This window comes from aff. Roholtiella sp. LEGE 12411 (genome assembly GCF_015206995.1).
In the GTDB taxonomy this organism is placed as follows: Bacteria; Cyanobacteriota; Cyanobacteriia; order Cyanobacteriales; family Nostocaceae; genus Komarekiella.
In genome coordinates this window covers 1-20,206 of the sequence record NZ_JADEXR010000108.1, presented here as the reverse complement: position 1 = coordinate 20,206, position 20,206 = coordinate 1, and the positions used below count along the sequence as shown (strand labels likewise).

Genomic DNA, 20,206 nt, shown 5'->3' with positions numbered 1-20,206 from the left:
ATAAGAGACAGGGGCATGGGGCATTGGGGTAGTGGTATTCAAATGAAAAATTATGGAATTTGCTTTAACCCCAAACAGATTTGGGAATGTTTTCCCAGTACCCAGTACCCAATCCGCTAAACTCGACCTCGGAGGAATTGCGCCATTTCGTTAGGAGTTGGTGACATTTCCAAAGCAGTTTCTTCAGTAATGCGGCCGTCTTGATAGAGGTTAAGCAGCGACTGATTCATCGTAACCATGCCGTCAAAACTGGCTTGTTTCATTAGCTCAGTAATTTCATCATACTTCCCGTCTTTGATCCATTCTTTGATTGCTTCTGTGTTGATGAGGACATCGTGAAAAGCAGCTCGCTTACCATCAGTTGTGCGGCACAAACCTTGAGCAATCACAGCTACTAAGGACTCAGAAATTGCTACCCGCATTGCATCCTGTTCCTCACCAGAGTAAAGATTCAGAATCCGTTCAATGGTTTTTACAGCGCTATTCGTGTGCAGGGTTCCCATTACCAAGTGACCAGTCTGAGCTGCTTTTAGGGCAGTATTGACCGTTTCTTTATCCCGCATTTCTCCCACTAGAATCAAATCTGGGTCTTCCCGCAAAGCTGCTTTCAAAGCGTTGTCAAATTTCCGGGTGTGCATTCCCACTTCCCGCTGTTTAACTAAGGATTTGCGGCTTTGGTGGACAAATTCTATTGGGTCTTCAATAGTGATGATATGCTTCGCCATCTCTTTATTGATGTAGTCAATCATCGCTGCCATTGTTGTAGACTTACCAGAACCAGTAGGCCCAGTCACCAAAATTAAACCTTTGTGGTGATGGCAAATATCCCGAAAAACTGGGGGTAAACGCAACTGTTCCATAGTCAAGATTTTTAGCGGAATCAAGCGTAACACCATTGCTGGCCCTTTGAGTGAGCCAAAAACATTGATTCGGACGCGAGCAAAGTCGTATTGAGTTGCTCCATCAAATTCTAGGTGTTCTTCAAAGCGCTGAATTTCCGCCTCGGTCATCACCTCCCGCAACCAATTCATTAAAGTCTCTTTATCCGTTTCTGGATAATCTGTTAGTTGAATTTCTCCACGATTACGGAAGCGGGGTACTTCACCTACACCCAGGTGAAGGTCAGAATATCCTTGATCGTAAGCTTCCCTAATTAGCTGTGCTAAAGTAAGTCCCGGACTGCTGTTTTTGGGACGAACTGAACTAGGCATTGGCGGTGGAGTACCGGGACGATGAGCCGCAACAGGTGCAGAAGCTGGTGGTGGCGGCGGTGCAGAGTTAATGACAGGAGCGTTGGTACTTCTATCCATTGACATATCCAATGTTTGTGTCAACTGGCGCTGCGTACTAAACGTTGGTGGTGGTGGCGGTACTGGCGGCAAATTACGATTAGCAGCATTGGAATTTAATGGATGCTGTGATTCTGTCATATATCTTCAAATTTGATTGGTAAAAAGTTGAATCAGAAAGAAGTCACTTTCTTTGACGACTTCTGGAAAATGCTTGTGTAGTCGCCCTATGAGCAGTAAAAAGTAATCGAAATTCTAGAGCTACGGTCAGTCTATTTAAGCTCCTTACACTAGTATCTTTTTTTTATAACTGCCACCATCTATTAGTCTCATAGAAAAAAAATATTTGACCTACCCCACCTTGTTTAACATACACAAGACCTTAAAAAACCTCCGGCAATATACGGTTATAACTAGTTTTTTTTAGTACTTGAATTTGTATTGTTAATACTTCAACTTGTTAGATGAGAAATTTGCCTCAGACAAGAACTAAAAATTGCTAGCAATTAACAGTACAGTCAGCGGCAGATAATTTCTTCAGCCTATCTATGAATTATGAGAACTCCTGCTATTTGTTATAAGAAATGTTAAGTTAGGCGGAAGTAAAGTGCTGATGATAAGCGTTGAAAGCTAATGACTTTTAGCTTCTATGCCTCAAGACAGATGCTAAAAACTAGTTGTTTAAATATATGTGAACTTGAGTTTACATTCATAATTACGAAAGATTAACTGTAAACTTTAGTAAACAAATGCTCATTTTCTCTATGGGTTTTTATATACTAATCTCACTTGAAGAAGTTCAGTTTGCTCGTAAAAAGCGAGATTTTACTGAAATTATATTTGCTGTGTATTTTGGGAGGAAAAGTCATGGTTTCGGCTCAAAGCTCTAATCAAGGAAAGACCTACTCCTTGTTGAAGATCAAAAGCTTTTTGATCTGGACTTTCACGTTGGCAGTATGCTTGTTGGTTGTCGGTTTTCCCCTAGTTGTTTTGATGGCTACGGTCGGATGTCTGTTGTCGATTGTTCTGCAATCTGTGATGCCTGTTAGTGCTGTTTTGCTCGTAGCAGGCGGTTTAATAACGTTTAATATCATGGCAGTTGTTTTTGCTGCGGGTGTGCTGACTCTTAAAGGTATACATCCTAGTGAAGTCAGATGGTTAACCTGGCTTCATGGAGAGGCAGAGCAAATGCAGGCTACTGTTTATGCAGCTTGCCCTTTAACTTGTGATATCAAAATATAATTATCACTGCTCAATTCGATAAACAGTGCATCTGCCCGGTTAAGCCGGGTTTTTTCATGCTTATTTGTCATTTGTAAAGATTGACTATGCCTGTTTTCAATTGAGTGAAATACAGCAAGCAGTGCGTTAAAAAGAGAAGCTAGAGCCGTTTAAACTTCTCCGAAGGAAAAAAGCTAAGGATGATCAGCAGGTTCGCTCTGTTGTCGCAACTACAAGGTCTTTAATAAAGGCATAATAATGTTGCGCTTCTACTGTGTGTTGCATATATTGCATATAAACGAGAACTGCTATATTGGCTGTTGACTAATAACTAATAACCAATGACTAACCAAAAACGAGTTTGCATTATTTTGGGTACTCGTCCGGAAGCAATTAAACTAGCTCCGGTGATTCAAGTCTTCCAAAAGTCTACAGACTTTGAGTTACAAGTAATTTTAACTGGGCAGCACCGGGAGATGGTTGAGCAAGTCATGCAACTGTTCAATATCAAAGCAGATCATGACTTGGAGATTATGCAAACTCAGCAATCCTTAAGTGATATTACCTGCCGTAGCTTGAGAGGTTTAGAAGTATTATTCCAGGAAAAAAAGCCAGATTTAGTTCTAGTGCAGGGAGATACAACTACTGCTTTTACCGCAGCTTTGGCAGCTTTTTACCAAAAAATCCCTCTAGGTCATGTAGAAGCAGGGTTAAGAACTGATAATATTTTTAATCCTTACCCAGAAGAAGCTAATCGGCGGTTGGTTTCTCAACTGACTCAGTTGCACTTTGCGCCAACTTCTTTGGCTGTGGAAAACTTGGAACGTTCTGGTGTTTTGGGTAAAATTCACCTAACAGGTAACACGGTGATTGATGCCCTGTTGAATGTGGCTGCAACTCAACCAGCCTGCGATATACCAGGCTTAAACTGGGACTCATATCGCGTTCTGCTAGCAACAGTACATCGTCGGGAGAATTGGGGAGAACCACTACAAGCGATCGCTCAGGGGTTTTTACGGATTTTGGATAAGTTTACCGATACAGCATTGCTTTTGCCATTACATCGTAACCCGACAGTACGTGAACCTTTGCAGGCGCTTTTGGGAGATCATCCTCGAATTTTCTTGACAGAACCTCTAGATTATGGAGAACTAGTAGGGGCGATTGGGCGATCGCATATTTTGCTCACCGATTCTGGTGGATTGCAGGAAGAAGCACCCAGTCTAGGAAAACCAGTGTTAGTGCTGAGAGACACCACAGAAAGACCAGAGGCTGTTGCAGCGGGTACAGCTAAACTTATAGGAACTACAAGTGAGAAAATTTTTGCTGTCACTAGTGAGTTACTCAGTAACCCAAAAGCTTATGAAGCAATGGCAAATGCAATTAATCCGTTTGGTGATGGTCATGCAGCAGAGTACATTTTGGAAATTGTACAAAATTACTTATTAGAGCTTGACTAAAAAATATTATTTTAGGTCTAAATTATCTGTCATTTGAGTTATGCGATCGTGTAAAGCTAATTAGATATAAAAGCTAATTTTTAATCTTCACAGGAATCTCAATCACAAACTCTGCCCCTTGCCCTGGAATAGAAATACAGCTAATTTTTCCACCATGTTTTTCGACTATAATCTGATAGCTGATTGATAATCCTATTCCAGCGCCTTTTCCTACAGGTTTAGTAGTAAAAAAGGGATCAAATAACCTGTAACGTACTTCCTCGTTGATTCCACAACCATTATCGGCAATGCTTATTGCTACCCATTTACTATCGAGTACCTTAGTACGAATGTGAATTGTCGGTAATGGATGGTTATATTTTTCTTCTATACTACCCATTACCCGTGACTCATTAAGGCTTTGTAATGCGTCAATGGCATTGGTAAGAATATTTAGAAAAACTTGATTTAGTTGACTGGGATAGCATTCTATTGGAGGTAATTGACTATATTCTTTAATAATTTTGATTTCTGGATATCCATGTCTAGCTTGCATACAGTGTTCCAGAATCATTAAAGTACTATCAATACCTTCGTGAATATCAATATTTTTAATTTCTGCTTCATCTAAACGAGAAAAGTTTCGCAGCGACTTAACAATCTCGCTAATTCGTTTCGTTCCCACAGTCATAGAAGTTAGGATTTTAGTTAGGTCTTCAGCTAAAAAACTTAATTCAGTTTCTTTTATTAATTCTTGAATTTCCTCTGGAGGATTTGGATAATAATCTTGATAGCTTTGTATTAAATTGAGTAAGTTTTCGGTATATTGTTTAGTATAAATAAGATTACCATGAATAAAATTAACAGGATTGTTAATTTCATGAGCAATGCCAGCAACGAGTTGTCCCAAACTAGACATTTTTTCAGTATGAATTAACTGAATTTGAGTATTCTGAAGCTTATCTAAAGTTTGTTGAAGGTGGGCGTTTGTTTGTTCAAGACGATCAGATTGACTGATGGTAGATTGCTCAGAGACATCCAATAACTGAGTTAGTGTTGCAATTTGGGAGTTGAGATACTGAGAATTATCATTGTTATTCGTTGCAATTGAAATTTTATCGTTCACAACATGTTGACTGTGGTCACTAAAAATATTTTCATTCTCAAAAGGTAGGATCGTCATTTTGACATTCAATGCTAATGGTCGCAACAAATCAACACTTGGACGAGGAATTACTACTCTCAAGAACATAAGAATTACAAACATATTTCCTGATGGCAATAATCCTCCAAATCCAACTACAGATTTTATATTAAACGGAATTACAAACGATGTTTGTGAAGGGATATAGGGGCTACCCAAAGCATCGGGAATATAAAAGACGTTATACATCCGTTGCTCTAAATCAGTTAATAAATTGGGGTCTGGTTGCACTACAGTGCCGAGATTTAACCCTAGTTGTTGGATAAGTTGAAAAATCATTGGTATGCGGGCGATCGCCTCTTCATTTGCTAGAGGAATTGTTTTGTGTCCCCCAGATTTGTGCCGCGAGTTCCATTCTGGTAGTTCCCCAGCAGTTGCTAATAAAGTCAAGCATTTGAGACTATCATCTGGTAGATAATTACCTAACTGCTCTTGTGCATATTCTTGCAATTCTGATGTTAGTTCGCCGTAAGAGTGAGTTTTGAAAAAACGGATAAGTACGCAGGAGTTTTTACCAGATTCCTTATCAATTAAATTGTTATAAAGATATTGAATAATGTAATTGCTAGCCTCTTCCAAGCTGTTAGCTTTATTGCCTAAATGACGCAGAGCTAAACCGCATTCTGACATATCTCTTAAAGTAAATTTTTGCAAGTCATACATAATAGACATCTCCTAAATATGCTTTAAAGGGATGATGACGAAGTACCAGCTTAAGCAAGGACACGTAATTATCAAAACCCCTAATTGAAACTCATTGCCATATATAGCAGTTGTATTCCACACAATAGTGACTTAGGGAATTGAGGAGAAAGCCTTAACAAAGCTTCTTGAAACTGATATTTGATATAAATTTTAGGTAATATAGCAATATGGAAAGTAAAATTACGAAATTACTAAACTCCGTAATTTTACGGCTGCAAAATATAGTAATCCGATTTGATTCGTGAACTGACTCGTAGAGACAGGGAATAGAGAATGGGGAATGGGGAATGGGGCATGGAGAAGAAGTAATAAAGATGTACTGAATTTTTTTCAGAAATCAAATATGATTCCTATATAAGTTTTTTTATTTGGATCTAAACGAACTCACGTTGCTTTAATCAAAAGCGATCGCGCCAATGAAAACTCATGATTAGCATATTCGAGCAATGCTATCATGAGCCATAAAAATATCTACTTATTTAAGCGATTTAGGATTTACTAGTAGTTACTGTCTCATTTAACACTAACTCTGGTTGTGGTGTTTGCTCCTCTTCTTCTGGTAAGCCGTAAATCGATCTATACAACTTCACATACTGCTTAGCAGACTGATACCAGCTAAAGTCTTGGCTCATGCCGCGTTTTTGTAATTCTTGCCACTGGGGTTTGAAGCGGAAGCCTTCCCAAGCCCGGATCATACAGGTGAAAAGGTCTAGCGGCTCATAGCGGTCAAAGCAATAACCTGTGCCTGCTTCATTTACGGGGTCATAGTGTGATACGGTGTCAACTAATCCACCTGTACGACGGACAATAGGCACAGAACCATAACGTAAAGCCATCATTTGGCTAATACCGCAGGGTTCAAAACGGCTAGGCATTAAGAAGGCATCAGTACCAGCGTAAATGCGGCGAGATAGAGCATCGTTATACAGTAAGTAAGTTGCCATGCGTCCGGGAAAGCGGGATGCTAACTGCCACATCTGGCTTTCGTAGTAGCGATCGCCTGTTCCTAACAGCACAAACTGTGCATCTGTATAAGCCATGAAGCGATCAAGGATTTGCAATATTAAATCAATGCCTTTTTGTTCCACTAATCGCGTCACAATTCCAATTAAAAAGGCATTGGAATTAACTTCTAATCCCACTTCTTCTTGCAAAGCAATTTTGTTAGCCTTGCGTTTATCCAGAGTTTCAGTAGTAAAGGTTTGGGCAATGTATTTGTCATTCGCTGGGTTATAAACTTCGTTGTCTATGCCATTAATAATCCCAGACAACTTGCCGCTAATAAAGGACAGCAAACCTTCTAGTGTTTCACCATAAGTAGGTGTTTTAATTTGCTCAGCATAAGTTGGGGAAACTGTATTTACCTTATTGGCATATTGCACCGCAGCTGCCATTGTATTGTGTCCTTGCATATACCAAGGACACCAGGTAATTTTCTCCAAATACCAACGCCATGGCCCTTGATAAGCCAGGTTATGAATGGTAAAAACAGTTGTAATATCAGGATCTTGATTCATCCACACAGGAATCATTCCCGTATGCCAATCGTGACAGTGGATAATTTCTGGCTTCCAGTGATTCCAGGCAAATTCAGCTGCACCATTGGCAAAAAAGGTGAACCGCCAGTCTTCATCTTCTCCAGAGTAAATGCGGCGGGGCAAAAAGACGGGATGTCCAAATAAGTACAAAGGAACATCAGTACCAGGCAAAACGGCTTCATAAACAGCAAAGTCCTGGAACATGGCAGATCCCCGCCAGACGGGTTCTTTGGGAATTTCCATTTTGTCTGGCAGGAAGCCGTAGTAAGGCAAGAATATTCGTACATCATGCCCCATTGCTCTTAAGAATTTGGGTAATGCTCCAACAACATCACCCATTCCGCCTACTTTCGCAATGGGTGCTGCTTCTGCTGCAACAAATAGAATCCGCATGGTAATTTTTGCTTCCCCGGTTCTGCCTAATATTGTCAAAGTAACTTGATGATCGCGATTAACGCAATCTGTCGCGTTTGGCACAGCTTTTGTGCAACGGCGATCAATTCTTATCTAACCACATCTTTTCGCCCTATAGCCTAGGAACCCCGCTGAATCACAGCAAATATTTCTGCCAAAATTTCTTGTGCTCCCTGTTGCCGTAACAGGTGTGCTAGTTCTGTACCTATTGCTTCGGCATTGTTGGCTTCTCCCGTGACGGTATCTTTTACCATCTTTTGACCATCAACACTGGTGACTATACCCGTTAAGGTCAATTTATTATCGATGATTTCTGTATTTACACCAATAGGTACTTGACAACCGCCTTCGAGATCGCGCAAAAATGCTCGCTCGGCGAGACAGCGATCGCGTGTTTGGGGATGTTCGATCGCTTTGAGTAAGGATAACAAATCGCTATCATCAGCACGGCATTCTATACCTAAAGCTCCTTGTCCAACGGCGTGGAGGGAGATTTCTTTGGGTATAATTTGATGAACGCGATCGCCCATTCCCAATCGCTCTAATCCTGCTGCTGCCAAAATCAGGGCATCATACTCACCTGCATCCAGTTTTGCCAACCGTGTATTCAAGTTTCCCCGCACATCTTTAAAGGTAAAGTGGGGAAAATGATGGCGTAACTGTGCTAATCGTCGCAGAGAAGATGTACCGATTACCGTACCCACGGGCATTGTATCGATTTGTTTATCTTTGTGTTTTTCATGCACCACTAGCGCATCTGCTGGGTTTTCTCGCTCTGTAATTGCTGCTAGTGTTAATTCTGCTGGTAAGTTAGTCGGTAGATCTTTTAAGGAATGAACTGCAAAGTCAATCTCCTTGTTGAGCATTCCCAGTTCAAGTTCTTTAGTGAATAGTCCTTTATCGCCAATTTTGGCTAATGCTACATCCAAGATTTTGTCGCCTTGGGTAGACATTGTGTGGACTTCAAAAGTGATATCAGGAAAGCTTTTCTGAAGTTGCTCTTGTACCCAGTATGTTTGAACAAGAGCAAGTTGGCTTTTGCGTGAACCAATACGAATAGTGCGTGGAGGACTAGTAACAACTGAAGTCATAAAAAAATATGTCAAACCAGGCGATGAATTCACTCTCATCTAGACTACCGTAGTGAGTGACTCATCTGATTGCCTTTGCTTAATTGCGGTAAAGTTTATTTTGGTTTTTCTTTACATACTTTTACATTCTTTCTTATTACTCAACACAGACGCGATTAATCGCGTCTCTACTCAGCAATCATCTTAGGGGTCTGGTTTGAGATATTCCTGTAATTGTTGAGTGCGCTGTTTTGTAGTCTTTTCTAGGCAAGTCAAATAAACAGTAGCAACAATACTTCCCTGTTCGTATCTGCTTTTCTCAAACTCACAACTAGTATCTCTAAACTTGATCCATGCTTGTTGTGCAAAAATCAATTTCTGCCGTCTAGACTTTTCTAATTTTGGCAGTAGTTGCTGATAAACTTGATTCAATTTTTGATCTGCATTCTGATAGGATAACTGAGTGCATACATTGATTTCTGCCTGAGTTTGAGCATTATTGCAGTTTAACTTTTGTAAGTTGTGGACATTCGATGGACAGGGATTTAAACGCGGCGATAAATTTATCGCGTCTGGCTAAGGCGTGAAAGCTTAGTGAGGGATAACCGCTCCCATGCTCCCTATGAAGTAAGAAGTAAATGTCTAGACTTGTCTAGGATTTATCTAGCAAATTCGCATACCGTAACAGACAAGTAAACCTATCGTCAGATGGAAGTTGAAGTTTTACAGGAATGCTAAGAATAATTTGGTATTTCAAAATCTAAGTTTAGTTTTCATGCCTTATGAATCGTTCCGCCTGCCTTATCTTCAATCCAGTTGCGGGTCAAGGTGATCCAGAAGTAGAACTGGCACAGATTCGGGCAATATTAGAGCCAGAAATTGACCTGGATATTTATCTGACAACAGAAGAAATCGACGCTGACGAACTGGCTTATGCAGCAGTAGGACGAGGGGTAGATGCAATCATTGCTTCCGGGGGAGATGGAACGCTGTCAGCAGCAGCTGCTGCTGTAGTGGGTACAGAAATTCCATTTGGGATTATTTCCCGTGGAACAGCAAACGCTTTTGCCACAGCTTTAGGAATCCCTGATACGATCGCAGGTGCCTGTCAGACAATTTTGCAGGGAGGTACTTGTAGTGTAGACGTAGCCTATTGCAATGATCAGCCAATGGTACTGCTTGCAGGTATTGGCTTTGAAGCTGAAACTGTAGAACTGGCAGATCGTGAAGCCAAAAATCGCTTTGGAATGATGGCGTACGTCCTAGCAGGAATTCAGCAACTGAGAAATTTAAAGACCTTTGAAGTTGAAATTGAAACGGAAGACAAGATCATTAAAACTAGCGCCTGTGCGGTAACAGTAGCAAATGCTGCACCACCAACTTCAGTCTTAGCTCAGGGGCCAGCAGGTTTGGTTTATGATGATGGGCTATTAGATTTAACAATTGTGGCTCCGACTAGCAAAGCCGGAGCGATCGCCGCGACATTCCATCTATTTCAAACAGCCTCTACAGGTAACGCCGCAGAGCGAGATGACATTGGTTTCCTACGAGCCAAACAATTTAAAATTACCACAGACCCACCACAAAAGGTTGTCTTGGATGGTGAAATCGCAGGCACAACACCAATTGAAATTAAGTGCGTACCAGCAGGCTTGAAGATTTTTGTGCCATTAGTAGAAGAAATAGAACCTATAGAAAAACTAGATGGACTCCCTAACCTGACTATTGAAATGAAAGATCCAGCAGAGGAGTGAGGGGAGTTAAGGGGAGTGGGGGAGTTGATAATTAATAACCCTTGACTCTTGACTCTTGACTCTTGACTCTTGACTCTTGACCCTTGACTGTTGCCCAATCCCTAGTGAAAGATTCAGGAGTAGGTAGCGTTGAAATTTGTATCTGATCCGGCGATCGCTAAAAAAATTCGCAAGATGAATCAGCGGGTGCGGTGGCAAGATCCGTTGATTGTGGAACGAGGTATTGACCAAACTCGACTAGTGCTGGAAGATGGTCGGGCAGATGATTCTGAGTTCTCATTTTTGGTTGTAGGTGATAGTGGTTCTGGATCACACCAGGGACACAATCCCCAACGACAAGTTGCTCAACTTATGCTGCCCCATCACGATGAATGTCGTTTTATGCTGCATACGGGTGATGTGATTTATTTGGTGGGGTCGAGTGAGTACTACCAGCAGAATTTCATCAAGCCTTACCGAGAGTTTATCTTGGGCGGAGAGCATCCTAGACAGATCGCTTACGACCAGATGGTTTTCAGTCTACCCATTTTACCAGTACCTGGGAATCATGATTACTATGACTTACCCATACTCTTGAGCTTGGCGTCCTTGACAACATTACCTATTCGTCAGCTGTTGCGATCGCGCCTAGACATTGATGTGGGCTTGCATGGCTCAAACGCAGGTGGTGCTTATGCAAGGGCGTTTTTGGACTATCTCAAGGCGTTTCAGCTTCCAGGAGAATTAGATCGTCACTTAAATAAGCACTACACTGCAAAGACAGACACCGGTCGTTGTCTTTGCTATGAACCTGGGCACTTCACCCGCCTCCCCAATCGCTACTACACTTTTCGCTATGGCGGTATTGACTTCTTTGCTTTGGACTCTAATACATTTAATGATCCATTACCACTGCCAAAAACTAAAGAAGGCGAAGCTGATCGGAGAATTCTAGAAAAACGTCGTCAGGATTTAGAGCAGGAAAAAATGCAAATCCTGGAAGAATCAACAAAGCTGAATCCCGACGATCCTAAAGAAGCTGATCAACTCGATGACATGCAAGGTAAGTTGTCACAAATTGAAGAAATTGTTGTTGATATCGACAAGCAACTCAGTTCTGATCAACAAACACTAACTGACACCGAACAACTAGACTGGCTAAAGCAAAGACTAATTGAATCTTGGAATACCGCCGAAGTTCGGGGAAGGATAATTTATTTCCACCATCCTCCCTATGTAACTGAGGCGACGAAATGGCAACAAGCACAGACTTTAGTAATTCGTCACCGCTTGCGTGGTGTGTTGGATGCAGTAGCTAAAAAAGTAGGTTCTCTCACTCAGGGACGTCCTTTAGTAGATCTGGTATTGAACGGTCACGCTCACTGCTTAGAATACCTGAAGACAATGGATACAGGACATGCTGATTCTCATATCCACTGGATTGTTTGTGGCGGTAGTGGGTATAGTCTGCGACGCCAGCGGACTGAAGGGTCAGACTTGATGGAGACTTTCGGCAGTATAGATAAACAAGAGAATAGATTAGTAGCGCGATCGCATTTCTTTCTCGGTCGCAACGGTCAAGGTTCCGAGAAACGACGACCTTATTCAGGTCTACGGATTGATGTTAAAGGCGAACATCAGCCCCAGTTCATTATCCGCCCTTTGGTTGCCGAATGGTATCAGCGGCATTGGCATCATCCTGAACTTGAGCCGTTGAGTATTTAAGGGATTGGGGATGGGGCATGGGGCATTGAGGATGGGGCATGGGGCATTGGGCATTGGGGTGGATGAACGAACTAACTCTCCTGTGATCCTCTGCTCTTTTGCTCCCACTCCCTCATTTAACGGTCTACCGATCCCATCACAACATCAATACTTCCTAGGATGACGAAAATATCTGCTACTTTTTGACCCCGGATTAACTGAGGTAAAACTTGCAAATTATTGAAATCGGCTGGACGGATTTTCCAACGCCAGGGGAAGACATGATCATCTCCGATGATATAAATTCCTAATTCTCCTCTCCCTGACTCTACACGGACATAGTTTTCGCCTTGAGGAATCTTAAATGTGGGTGCAACTTTTTTGGCGATGAACTGGTAATCAAACGCGTTCCACTCAGATTTAGCACCTGCTACCATGCGTTGTGCTTCCAAATTTTCGTATGCACCACCAGGTAATCCCTTGAGTGCTTGCTGAATAATCTTGACTGACTCACGCATTTCCCCAATTCTCACAAGATATCTAGCAAAGCAATCTCCTGCTGTATGCCACTGTAATTCCCAGTTAAAATCGTCGTAGCATTCGTAATGGTCAACCTTTCGTAAATCCCACTTTACCCCAGAAGCCCGTAACATCGGGCCAGAAATACCCCAGTTAATAGCTTCTTCCCGACTCAGAACTCCCACACCCTCAACTCGACGGCGAAAAATGGGGTTATTGGTAATCAATTTTTCATACTCATCAATTTTGGGGGCAAAGTAGTTACAAAAGTCTTCGCATTTATCTACCCAACCGAAAGGAAGGTCAGCAGCAACCCCTCCTATGCGAAAATAATTATTGTTGACCATGCGGTAGCCTGTGGTAGCTTCAAACAAGTCAAGAATCATTTCGCGATCGCGCAAAGTGTAAAAGATCGGAGTCTGTGCGCCAAAGTCTCCGAGAAAAGGCCCTAACCACAATAGATGATTGACAATTCGGGCTAACTCCAGCATGATTACCCGGATATAACTGGCACGTTTGGGGATGGAAATATTTGCTAATTTCTCGACGGCATTTACCGTGACTGCTTCATTAAACATCCCGCCATAGTAATCCCATCGACTCACATAAGGGACATACATAATATTGGTACGATTTTCAGCAATCTTTTCCATACCTCGGTGCAGGTAGCCGATGACAGGTTCACAGTCCACCACGTCTTCGCCATCCAAGGTGACAACAATCCGAAAACACCCATGCATGGAAGGATGATGAGGGCCAAAGTTAATCACCATTGGCTCGGTTTTAGTTTCAATTCTGCCCATAAATAATAAAGTTTCCTTAATCTCTAACTATTCAAAACAAGATGCCGTTTTTGGATAGTGTAGGAACTTTACGAGTTGGAGTCTTTCAAATTCATCCGATTTTTTGCATATTTGCCCTATCTTTGTTGAAGAGTTTTCGGAGTTACACCTAATAGACGCTTACAGTGAAAATTCAGGTGGCTTTGGCTAGCAAAACCGACCAAGCGAGCGATTTCAGCAATTGCTATTTCTCCCTTCAATAATAATTCTTTGGCACGTTCCACCCGACAGTGAATTACATATTTATGGGGAGCCATTCCTGTAGCTTGTTTGAAAAGTAGAGAGAAATAATGAGGACTCATTGGTATCAACGTCGCCAATTCTGCTAAACCTAAATTTTGTTCGAGATGTGCATGAATGTAGTCAATAACTTGTTGTAATTGACGCCGTGGCAAACCTTTATATGCTTTTAATATCAGTTTTCCTGTAGAGTAATGTTGTATTAAATGTACTGATAAAGCATTCACCATCGTCTCTGCATAAAGACGACTCCCTGAGGGATTGTTTTCCAGAACGCTTTTTAATGCTAACCCTATTTGATAAACTAACGGGTCTGGTGTGGCAAAGTGTGGTACAAGTTCAATCTGGTCAGCATCTGCTGCTTCTTCAACTGCATGAGCCACAATTTGCTGTTCAATGCCGAGTAAGATAAAGTCACCTTCAGCCTCCCAAGAAGCTTCATGCCCGACGTTAACGGGAGTAATAACTATATCACCTCCGCATACAGCATCACGATGTCTGCGTCCACCCATTTTCCGTTCTGCATGAATTACCCGCGCTCCATGAGTGAAAATGACAAGAGAGTGGCACTGTGAAGTGGAAACCTCAGGAAATGCAGAAGCAGGTTGACACATGTATCCAAATGAGATGCCTTGCCAACCTGTTTGAAGATTTGTAAGAATTGGTAGACGTGGAAATAGTGTGAATATTTCATCTTCTTTGGTAATAACTAAGGGCTTTTGTTCTGACATAAACTACCACAAATTCTTACAAGCCCAATTTATCAAAAGCTTAAAAATCTTGACTACGGATTGATATTAAAAATAATGGTTACACCAACGCCAAGTGCGATCGCCACCCCTCAGTTCACCATCTATCCCTTGGTTGCATAATAATATCAGCAGTGGCATAATCCTGAACTTGAGCCGTTTAAAATTTGCTCTCACTCATCAATCTACTCAAATAACAGTACAGACGCGATTAATCACGTCTGCACAACCTTTGCCATTAGACCTTTTACGTGTAATTGCACCTAGGAAAATAGGACAAAGTAACAGATATTAACTAAGAGGATGTTTTAAAAGTCAAAACCAGTCAAAAATCATGCCAGTCGTCTGACCATAATACGAATCATGGCAATATAGATAAATATCTCGGAAGTTTCGGGTAATCTTTCATAATCTTTGCTTAAACGCCGACACCAATTAAGCCAACCGAAAGTTCGCTCAACAACCCAGCGCTTTGGTAATACGGTAAAACCTTTTTTCTCCAAGGGTCTAAGAGCAATTTCAACAATCCAACGAAACATATCCATCACCCAGCGCATAAATTCTTCTCCTCGGTATCCTCCATCCATCCAAATAGTGTTCAACCGTTTTACCCGATTGCCTGTATCGTGAACCCGATTGAGGACTTTTTTGGCACCCTCGCGTTCTGGAAGACTAGCAGATGTTACCAAAACCCGTAAAACTAGACCCAGTAAATCTACACTCAAATGGCGTTTACGCCCATGAATTTTTTTACCTGCGTCGTAACCAACGTCAATAGAGATCATTGTTGCTGTTTCTACTGACTGGCTATCAACTGCCGCTTCTGATGGGCTTGGTTCACGTCCCGCGTCTACTCTCACCCACTGGTAGAGTTGGTCATGAACTTTTAACCATGTACCATCTTTACCCCATCTCCAGAAATAACCATAAACCGTTGACCATGCGGGAAAATCACCGGGTAGACCTCGCCACGTACACCCCTCACACAATACATAGAGAATCCCATTCACCACCGCAAATAAGGCTAATTTTCGGGGACGACCACCAGGCTTTGCTTCTGGGAATAGGTCTGCAATTAATTCCCACTGTTCCCATGTCAAATTGCTACGGTATGCTTTAGTCATTCGCTCACAAGGTGCTGTTTTCTACAAATCTCAGCATAAGCCTTGTGAGCTTTCTTACAACAGCCCCCCTCTTTTAAAACATCCTCTAAATTACTCCCGGGCCTCTACCCCGTTTGTCACCCTCTTCTGTTAACTTACCTTCCTCATCCTGATTAATTTCTCCAAGTTCTTCAATCCGCTCAGCGGTGTCTTCTGCTGCTTGTTTACGCGCATCACCCGGTTCTTCGTAGTACATTTCCGGTTCAACTGCATAGTTATTCAACAAACCTTCTTTGTCTACGGTGTAGCCGTCAGTGGTGCGTATGCTTTCCGCATCGGTTTGATCATCAGTAGGTGCGCTTGCTTCTCTTTCTTCTGTTGGAAGTGTTTTGTACAGATTTCCTTCTCTTTCCATCCGAGCAGCAGTTTCAGCTGGGATAATTCCGCGATCGTATGTATCTACTTCAGCCCGATCAGATGAGTCTATTGATTTATTATCTGCTTGATTAGCCATAAATTATGTCCTCGTTTCGTTAAAGATTTTTGTTGAATAACTTCGAGAACTAGATTAGGCGGTTTCTCATCTAATATCTACTATCTTTGGAAGTGATTTGTATTCAAAGATATATTATTTTCTCTGTCTTTGGATGTATTTAGAACAACAATGTCGACCAGCAAAGTAAAGCACAATTTTTATTGATGATTAAGCTGCTCAAAGTCATTTAGCTATATTAGAATATAACCTGTTGTTGATAATTACTTGTTTAATAATTACAGTAAATTTAAGGTACATGAAATACTTGAAGGAGGCAGGAGGCAGGAGGCAGAAGGTTTTTTTTCACTTATAGGATTCAAACCCCTCCTGAAAAAGAGCCACCAAATCGAAAATTTGGAGGGGGTCTTAAACCCTTGCTCCCTCTGGTCGCGGCAGTCTTGCTGAGGGCAGTTTTCCTCCAGCAAAGCTGCCCTCAGCAAGACTGCCTTCTTTGATAAATAAAACCCCAAAATCATGTAGTAGTAGAGACGTTACATGTAACGTCTCTACTACTAAAAATTATAAATTGATAGGATGGGAATTGCCCATCCTACAATAAAATTGCTAACAGTATCAACTCCTGTGCTGAGGCTAGCTTAACGGGTTTGAAATTTCTTCGCCCACAATTTCATTTTTCAGTAGTTGAATTTTTATAGACAATTCTTGCCGAGTTGAAGCCTTGATGAGATATCGAAACGTAAACCAAGTGGCGTAACCAATTCCAATCAACTCGAAAGTTGGTGAGAGTATTGGAATATCGTTAATTGCATCCAGTATTGCTAGCACTACCTTAAGTGTAATAATCGCTGCCAGAATTAAAGATAAAGTTGTTAAAGGCTGCTTGTAGTCGTTAAAAAACTTACCTAAGTATTCAGGCAGTTGCTCTAAAAAATGAGCAGTTTGTCTGCTAACTTGCTGCCATTGAGATTCTGGTTCAGCAGCTGGCGGGAGCTTTGGCAAATTTGTAGTTTCTACACCTTCAAGTGCAAGCATACCTTGTGATGAGGTAGCATTGATGGATTCCAGTTGCTGTTGTTCAGTTTCCATAATTTCTTCTGTTTCGGCAATTTCGATAGTTTTTCTAAGTGACTGAGCTTAAATAAATATTATTTTAAGGAGCGCCAATTAGCAATTATTTGTGGTCAGTTTTACTGACCACTAGCGCTAAGTAGGAGCATCTAAGCTTTATTTATGCTCACCTACTCACTAGGATTTGTGATTATCCGCCTTAGCTTTTTGGCGGAGCAACAGTTGCTTTGTTAACTACGGCTGTAACACCTTTAATTTGTTTGGCTAAAGGTTCAATTTTAGCCAATTGCTGCTGATTATTTACAGTTCCTGCTACAGTGACAGTGCCATTTTCTACTGCATTAACTGTTAACTGACCACCAGGTATATTAGCTTCCAACTTGGAGCGAACTTGACTTGCTAGATCGCCTGTGGCTCTGTCTGTATCGCCACCAGTGACATTATTCCGTTGTTCACGGGCGCGAATATCTGCATTTAGTTGTCTTCTGCGGACTTCACTTTGTGCATCTTCTTTGGAAGCTTCTGTTATTTGTGCAGTTGGCGCTTGTGGACTAGCATTAACAGTATCGGGTGCATCGACGCTGGTTTTAGCAGCATCTTGACAAGCAACTGCACCAAAAACTAAAAGGCCACTAATTAGGAAAGGAGTTAGCTTTTGCATATCTTTAATTCTGGATCGAAAGAAGTCTGTTGATATTTGCGGCGGTAGTGAGGAGCAAGTTTTTTATCTTTTTGCTCTGACAATGTATCAAATGAGCGTCAGCGACAACTTCTTTGGCTTAGACTATTTCGTCCCGACGATCAACAATAACCACAGAAGGATCGTGAGTTCCGGTTGAGTGATTGGTGCGAACGGTGTCAGAATTGGTAGTTCTGTCGAAACCAGAGCGATGTTCGCCTAAATCAGTAGCATCATAGATAGCAAATTCTTCTATACCTCTACGCTTAAGAATCGCCTCAGCGCGGTGGATTTCAGCTTCCGTACCATCTATTATTAGCAAGTAGTCGCCTCGTTGAAAGCGATCGCTATAAACTCGCGCCCGATCTTCGGGAATTCCTAAACCAACGAGTCCGCCAACTATACCCCCAGCGGCTGCACCGATAGCCCCGCCAGTTAAGGTTGTCGCCAAAGCAGTTGCTGCTGCACCACCCGCAATTACAGGCCCAACTCCAGGAATTGCTAAAGCGCCCAATCCGACTAATAAGCCGCCTAAACCGCCTAAAATGCCGCCTGTAGCTGCTCCAGTTTTTGCTCCCTCGTCTGCTTTGTTACCTGCACCGACATTTGTGTTTACACCGGCGATATTTTGACCGTTTGCATCCTTGGCAATAATAGAAACGTTATTCATCGGGAAACCAGCATCTCGTAATTCTGTAAGTGCTGCTTCTGCATCTCGACGATGAGAAAATACCCCGATCGCCCGTCTGCCAAAATCCCTACGAGCCGTAGTAGTGTAAGTAGGAGCGACATAATCAGTAGTTGCATTGCTAGCATCTGGGTGGTCATAAATGCCAAATTCTTCAACACCTCGCCGATTTAGAATTGCTTCTGCGCTAGCGATTTCTGCATCTGTGCCATCTATGATGACTAAATAATGTCCCCGCTTTACTCGTTCATCGTAAACTCTGGCTCGTTCTTCAGGGATTCCTAACCCGATTAATGCACCAAGCAAACCACCAGCGGCTGCACCAATACCAGCGCCAGCTAAAGTTGTAGCTAAGGTGGTTGCTGCGGCTCCAGCAAGCATAATTGGCCCAATTCCAGGAATTGCTAAAGTACCAAGACCGACTAATAAGCCAGTTAATCCGCCCAAAGCACCGCCGGTTGCTGCCCCAACTTTAGCACCTTCGTCGGATTTATCCCCAACGCGATCGCGTACTTCAGCGCCTGCAATATCATCACGCTCTCCATCCTGTGTAATGACAGATACTCTGTCCATCCCAAAACCAGCATTTTTCAATTCATGTAGCGCTTCTTCGACATCACGACGAGTAGAAAATACACCTACTGCACGCTTATGTAAACCTACAACCATGTTTTTTCTCCTTACACAACAAATCAATTATTCACAAATTTATAGTTGTCAATATGTACCTTTATACGGTCTTAAATATAAATTTTCATCAATCGCTTGGATGAATTTTTACCTCTATCATTGGGCATAGGTGAAATTATCCAAATGAGTAAAAAATAAAAAGTATAAAATTTTATTTATTTGATTTATCTCATTGTTAACTACATGACTTTAATTATTTGATTCTTTTCTTTAAGGATTAAATATTCGCCGACGTATTTATTTTCTTAATATATCTATTAATTCAAATATTAAACAACTACATTTGTATACTTAAAAAATCTAATTTTGGGTAAAAAAGTTTATTTCACCTATTGTAAAAATTTTTACATTTACCCCCAAATCCTTCCTGCAAGGGAAGATAAGTTAGAGTAACGGCTTGCGCCGTAGACTCACGGAGGGCAGCTTTTGGAAGATATCTGTTAGCGACCCAGGAGCGTCACTTCTCAACAGAGGCATTACAATTTCGTGACAGAGAAGACCTTGATGTAAGTACAAGGCAGAGTGGGATTATTATTTTTGATTTATGCAAGAGGTCTATTACCTCAGAAACTGTTAACCCAGACAAAGTAGGTTTTATATGAATAGACTAAAGTCGGGTAAATATTGTCATCCCATCCTAATGATCTGGAAGCTTTAAACTGTTTGGACAAGGGATGTTATTTATATTCCAATACGGTTCAGTTAAGGCTAAAAGCGTTATTGATGATGTGAAAATTTGGAGCCTCAACTCGCTGTCCAGTACCTCTGTGCTTTGGTTTTTTGGAGCGAAACTTTGATACAGGTTTTTTCACAAC

At 41.6% G+C, this 20,206-nt stretch carries 17 protein-coding genes; 5 read left to right on the top strand and 12 right to left on the bottom strand.

What is annotated here, in order from left to right; all coding sequences use genetic code 11:
• Positions 1-116: 116 nt before the first annotated feature.
• Entirely contained in the window at positions 117-1,430 is a 1,314-nt protein-coding gene (locus IQ246_RS20740; protein WP_194005223.1) for a type IV pilus twitching motility protein PilT, read from the bottom strand.
• Positions 1,431-2,156: 726 nt separating this feature from the next.
• Here IQ246_RS20740 and IQ246_RS20735 point away from each other — a divergent pair.
• Together IQ246_RS20735 and wecB are read left to right on the top strand one after the other, a co-directional pair.
• Complete coding sequence (locus IQ246_RS20735; protein ID WP_194005222.1) at positions 2,157-2,531, top strand: hypothetical protein; 375 nt, start codon at positions 2,157-2,159, stop codon at positions 2,529-2,531.
• 320 nt (positions 2,532-2,851) lie between these two features.
• Positions 2,852-3,970 carry a non-hydrolyzing UDP-N-acetylglucosamine 2-epimerase gene (gene wecB, locus IQ246_RS20730; RefSeq protein WP_194005221.1) on the top strand — a complete coding sequence of 373 codons (1,119 nt, stop codon included), beginning with the start codon at positions 2,852-2,854 and terminating at the stop codon, positions 3,968-3,970.
• Positions 3,971-4,043: 73 nt separating this feature from the next.
• On the opposite strand, the gene IQ246_RS20725 is transcribed toward wecB, so the two are convergent.
• From IQ246_RS20725 to IQ246_RS20710, 4 genes are all read right to left on the bottom strand, one after another.
• Positions 4,044-5,816 carry a sensor histidine kinase gene (locus IQ246_RS20725; protein ID WP_194005220.1) on the bottom strand — a complete coding sequence of 591 codons (1,773 nt, stop codon included), beginning with the start codon at positions 5,814-5,816 and terminating at the stop codon, positions 4,044-4,046.
• 530 nt (positions 5,817-6,346) lie between these two features.
• A complete protein-coding gene (gene glgA / locus IQ246_RS20720; protein WP_194005225.1) occupies positions 6,347-7,789 on the bottom strand; it encodes a glycogen synthase GlgA in 1,443 nt (480 codons plus the stop codon).
• A 140-nt stretch (positions 7,790-7,929) separates the two neighbouring features.
• Complete coding sequence (hemC, locus tag IQ246_RS20715) at positions 7,930-8,901, bottom strand: hydroxymethylbilane synthase (protein WP_194005219.1); 972 nt, start codon at positions 8,899-8,901, stop codon at positions 7,930-7,932.
• A gap of 183 nt (positions 8,902-9,084) precedes the next feature.
• On the bottom strand, positions 9,085-9,357 hold the full coding sequence (locus IQ246_RS20710) for a lysozyme inhibitor LprI family protein (RefSeq protein WP_370588531.1): 273 nt from the start codon (positions 9,355-9,357) through the stop codon (positions 9,085-9,087).
• 305 nt (positions 9,358-9,662) lie between these two features.
• Here IQ246_RS20710 and IQ246_RS20705 point away from each other — a divergent pair, with 305 nt between their 5' ends.
• From IQ246_RS20705 to IQ246_RS20695, 3 genes are all read left to right on the top strand, one after another.
• Positions 9,663-10,634 carry a YegS/Rv2252/BmrU family lipid kinase gene (locus IQ246_RS20705; protein ID WP_194005218.1) on the top strand — a complete coding sequence of 324 codons (972 nt, stop codon included), beginning with the start codon at positions 9,663-9,665 and terminating at the stop codon, positions 10,632-10,634.
• A gap of 129 nt (positions 10,635-10,763) precedes the next feature.
• The gene (locus IQ246_RS20700) at positions 10,764-12,338 is read left to right on the top strand and encodes a metallophosphoesterase (RefSeq protein WP_194005217.1); all 1,575 of its coding nucleotides are present in this window, start codon (positions 10,764-10,766) and stop codon (positions 12,336-12,338) included.
• A gap of 10 nt (positions 12,339-12,348) precedes the next feature.
• Positions 12,349-12,501 (top strand): hypothetical protein, encoded by a 153-nt coding sequence (locus tag IQ246_RS20695; RefSeq protein WP_194005216.1) that lies wholly within the window; start codon positions 12,349-12,351, stop codon positions 12,499-12,501.
• Here IQ246_RS20695 and IQ246_RS20690 read toward each other — a convergent pair.
• From IQ246_RS20690 to IQ246_RS20660, 7 genes are all read right to left on the bottom strand, one after another.
• The gene (locus IQ246_RS20690) at positions 12,455-13,639 is read right to left on the bottom strand and encodes an NAD(P)H-quinone oxidoreductase subunit H (RefSeq protein ID WP_194005215.1); all 1,185 of its coding nucleotides are present in this window, start codon (positions 13,637-13,639) and stop codon (positions 12,455-12,457) included. The genes IQ246_RS20695 and IQ246_RS20690 overlap by 47 nt on opposite strands.
• A gap of 116 nt (positions 13,640-13,755) precedes the next feature.
• The gene (locus IQ246_RS20685) at positions 13,756-14,649 is read right to left on the bottom strand and encodes an AraC family transcriptional regulator (RefSeq protein ID WP_194005214.1); all 894 of its coding nucleotides are present in this window, start codon (positions 14,647-14,649) and stop codon (positions 13,756-13,758) included.
• A 350-nt stretch (positions 14,650-14,999) separates the two neighbouring features.
• Positions 15,000-15,791 (bottom strand): IS5 family transposase, encoded by a 792-nt coding sequence (locus IQ246_RS20680; RefSeq protein WP_194005213.1) that lies wholly within the window; start codon positions 15,789-15,791, stop codon positions 15,000-15,002.
• A gap of 85 nt (positions 15,792-15,876) precedes the next feature.
• Entirely contained in the window at positions 15,877-16,284 is a 408-nt protein-coding gene (locus tag IQ246_RS20675; protein ID WP_194005212.1) for a hypothetical protein, read from the bottom strand.
• A gap of 612 nt (positions 16,285-16,896) precedes the next feature.
• Positions 16,897-17,352, bottom strand: a complete 456-nt coding sequence (locus IQ246_RS20670; protein ID WP_194005211.1) for a CAAD domain-containing protein — start codon at positions 17,350-17,352, stop codon at positions 16,897-16,899.
• A gap of 181 nt (positions 17,353-17,533) precedes the next feature.
• On the bottom strand, positions 17,534-17,995 hold the full coding sequence (locus IQ246_RS20665) for a BON domain-containing protein (RefSeq protein WP_194005210.1): 462 nt from the start codon (positions 17,993-17,995) through the stop codon (positions 17,534-17,536).
• A gap of 118 nt (positions 17,996-18,113) precedes the next feature.
• Positions 18,114-19,370 carry a histidine kinase gene (locus tag IQ246_RS20660; RefSeq protein ID WP_194005209.1) on the bottom strand — a complete coding sequence of 419 codons (1,257 nt, stop codon included), beginning with the start codon at positions 19,368-19,370 and terminating at the stop codon, positions 18,114-18,116.
• Positions 19,371-20,206 lie beyond the last annotated feature (836 nt).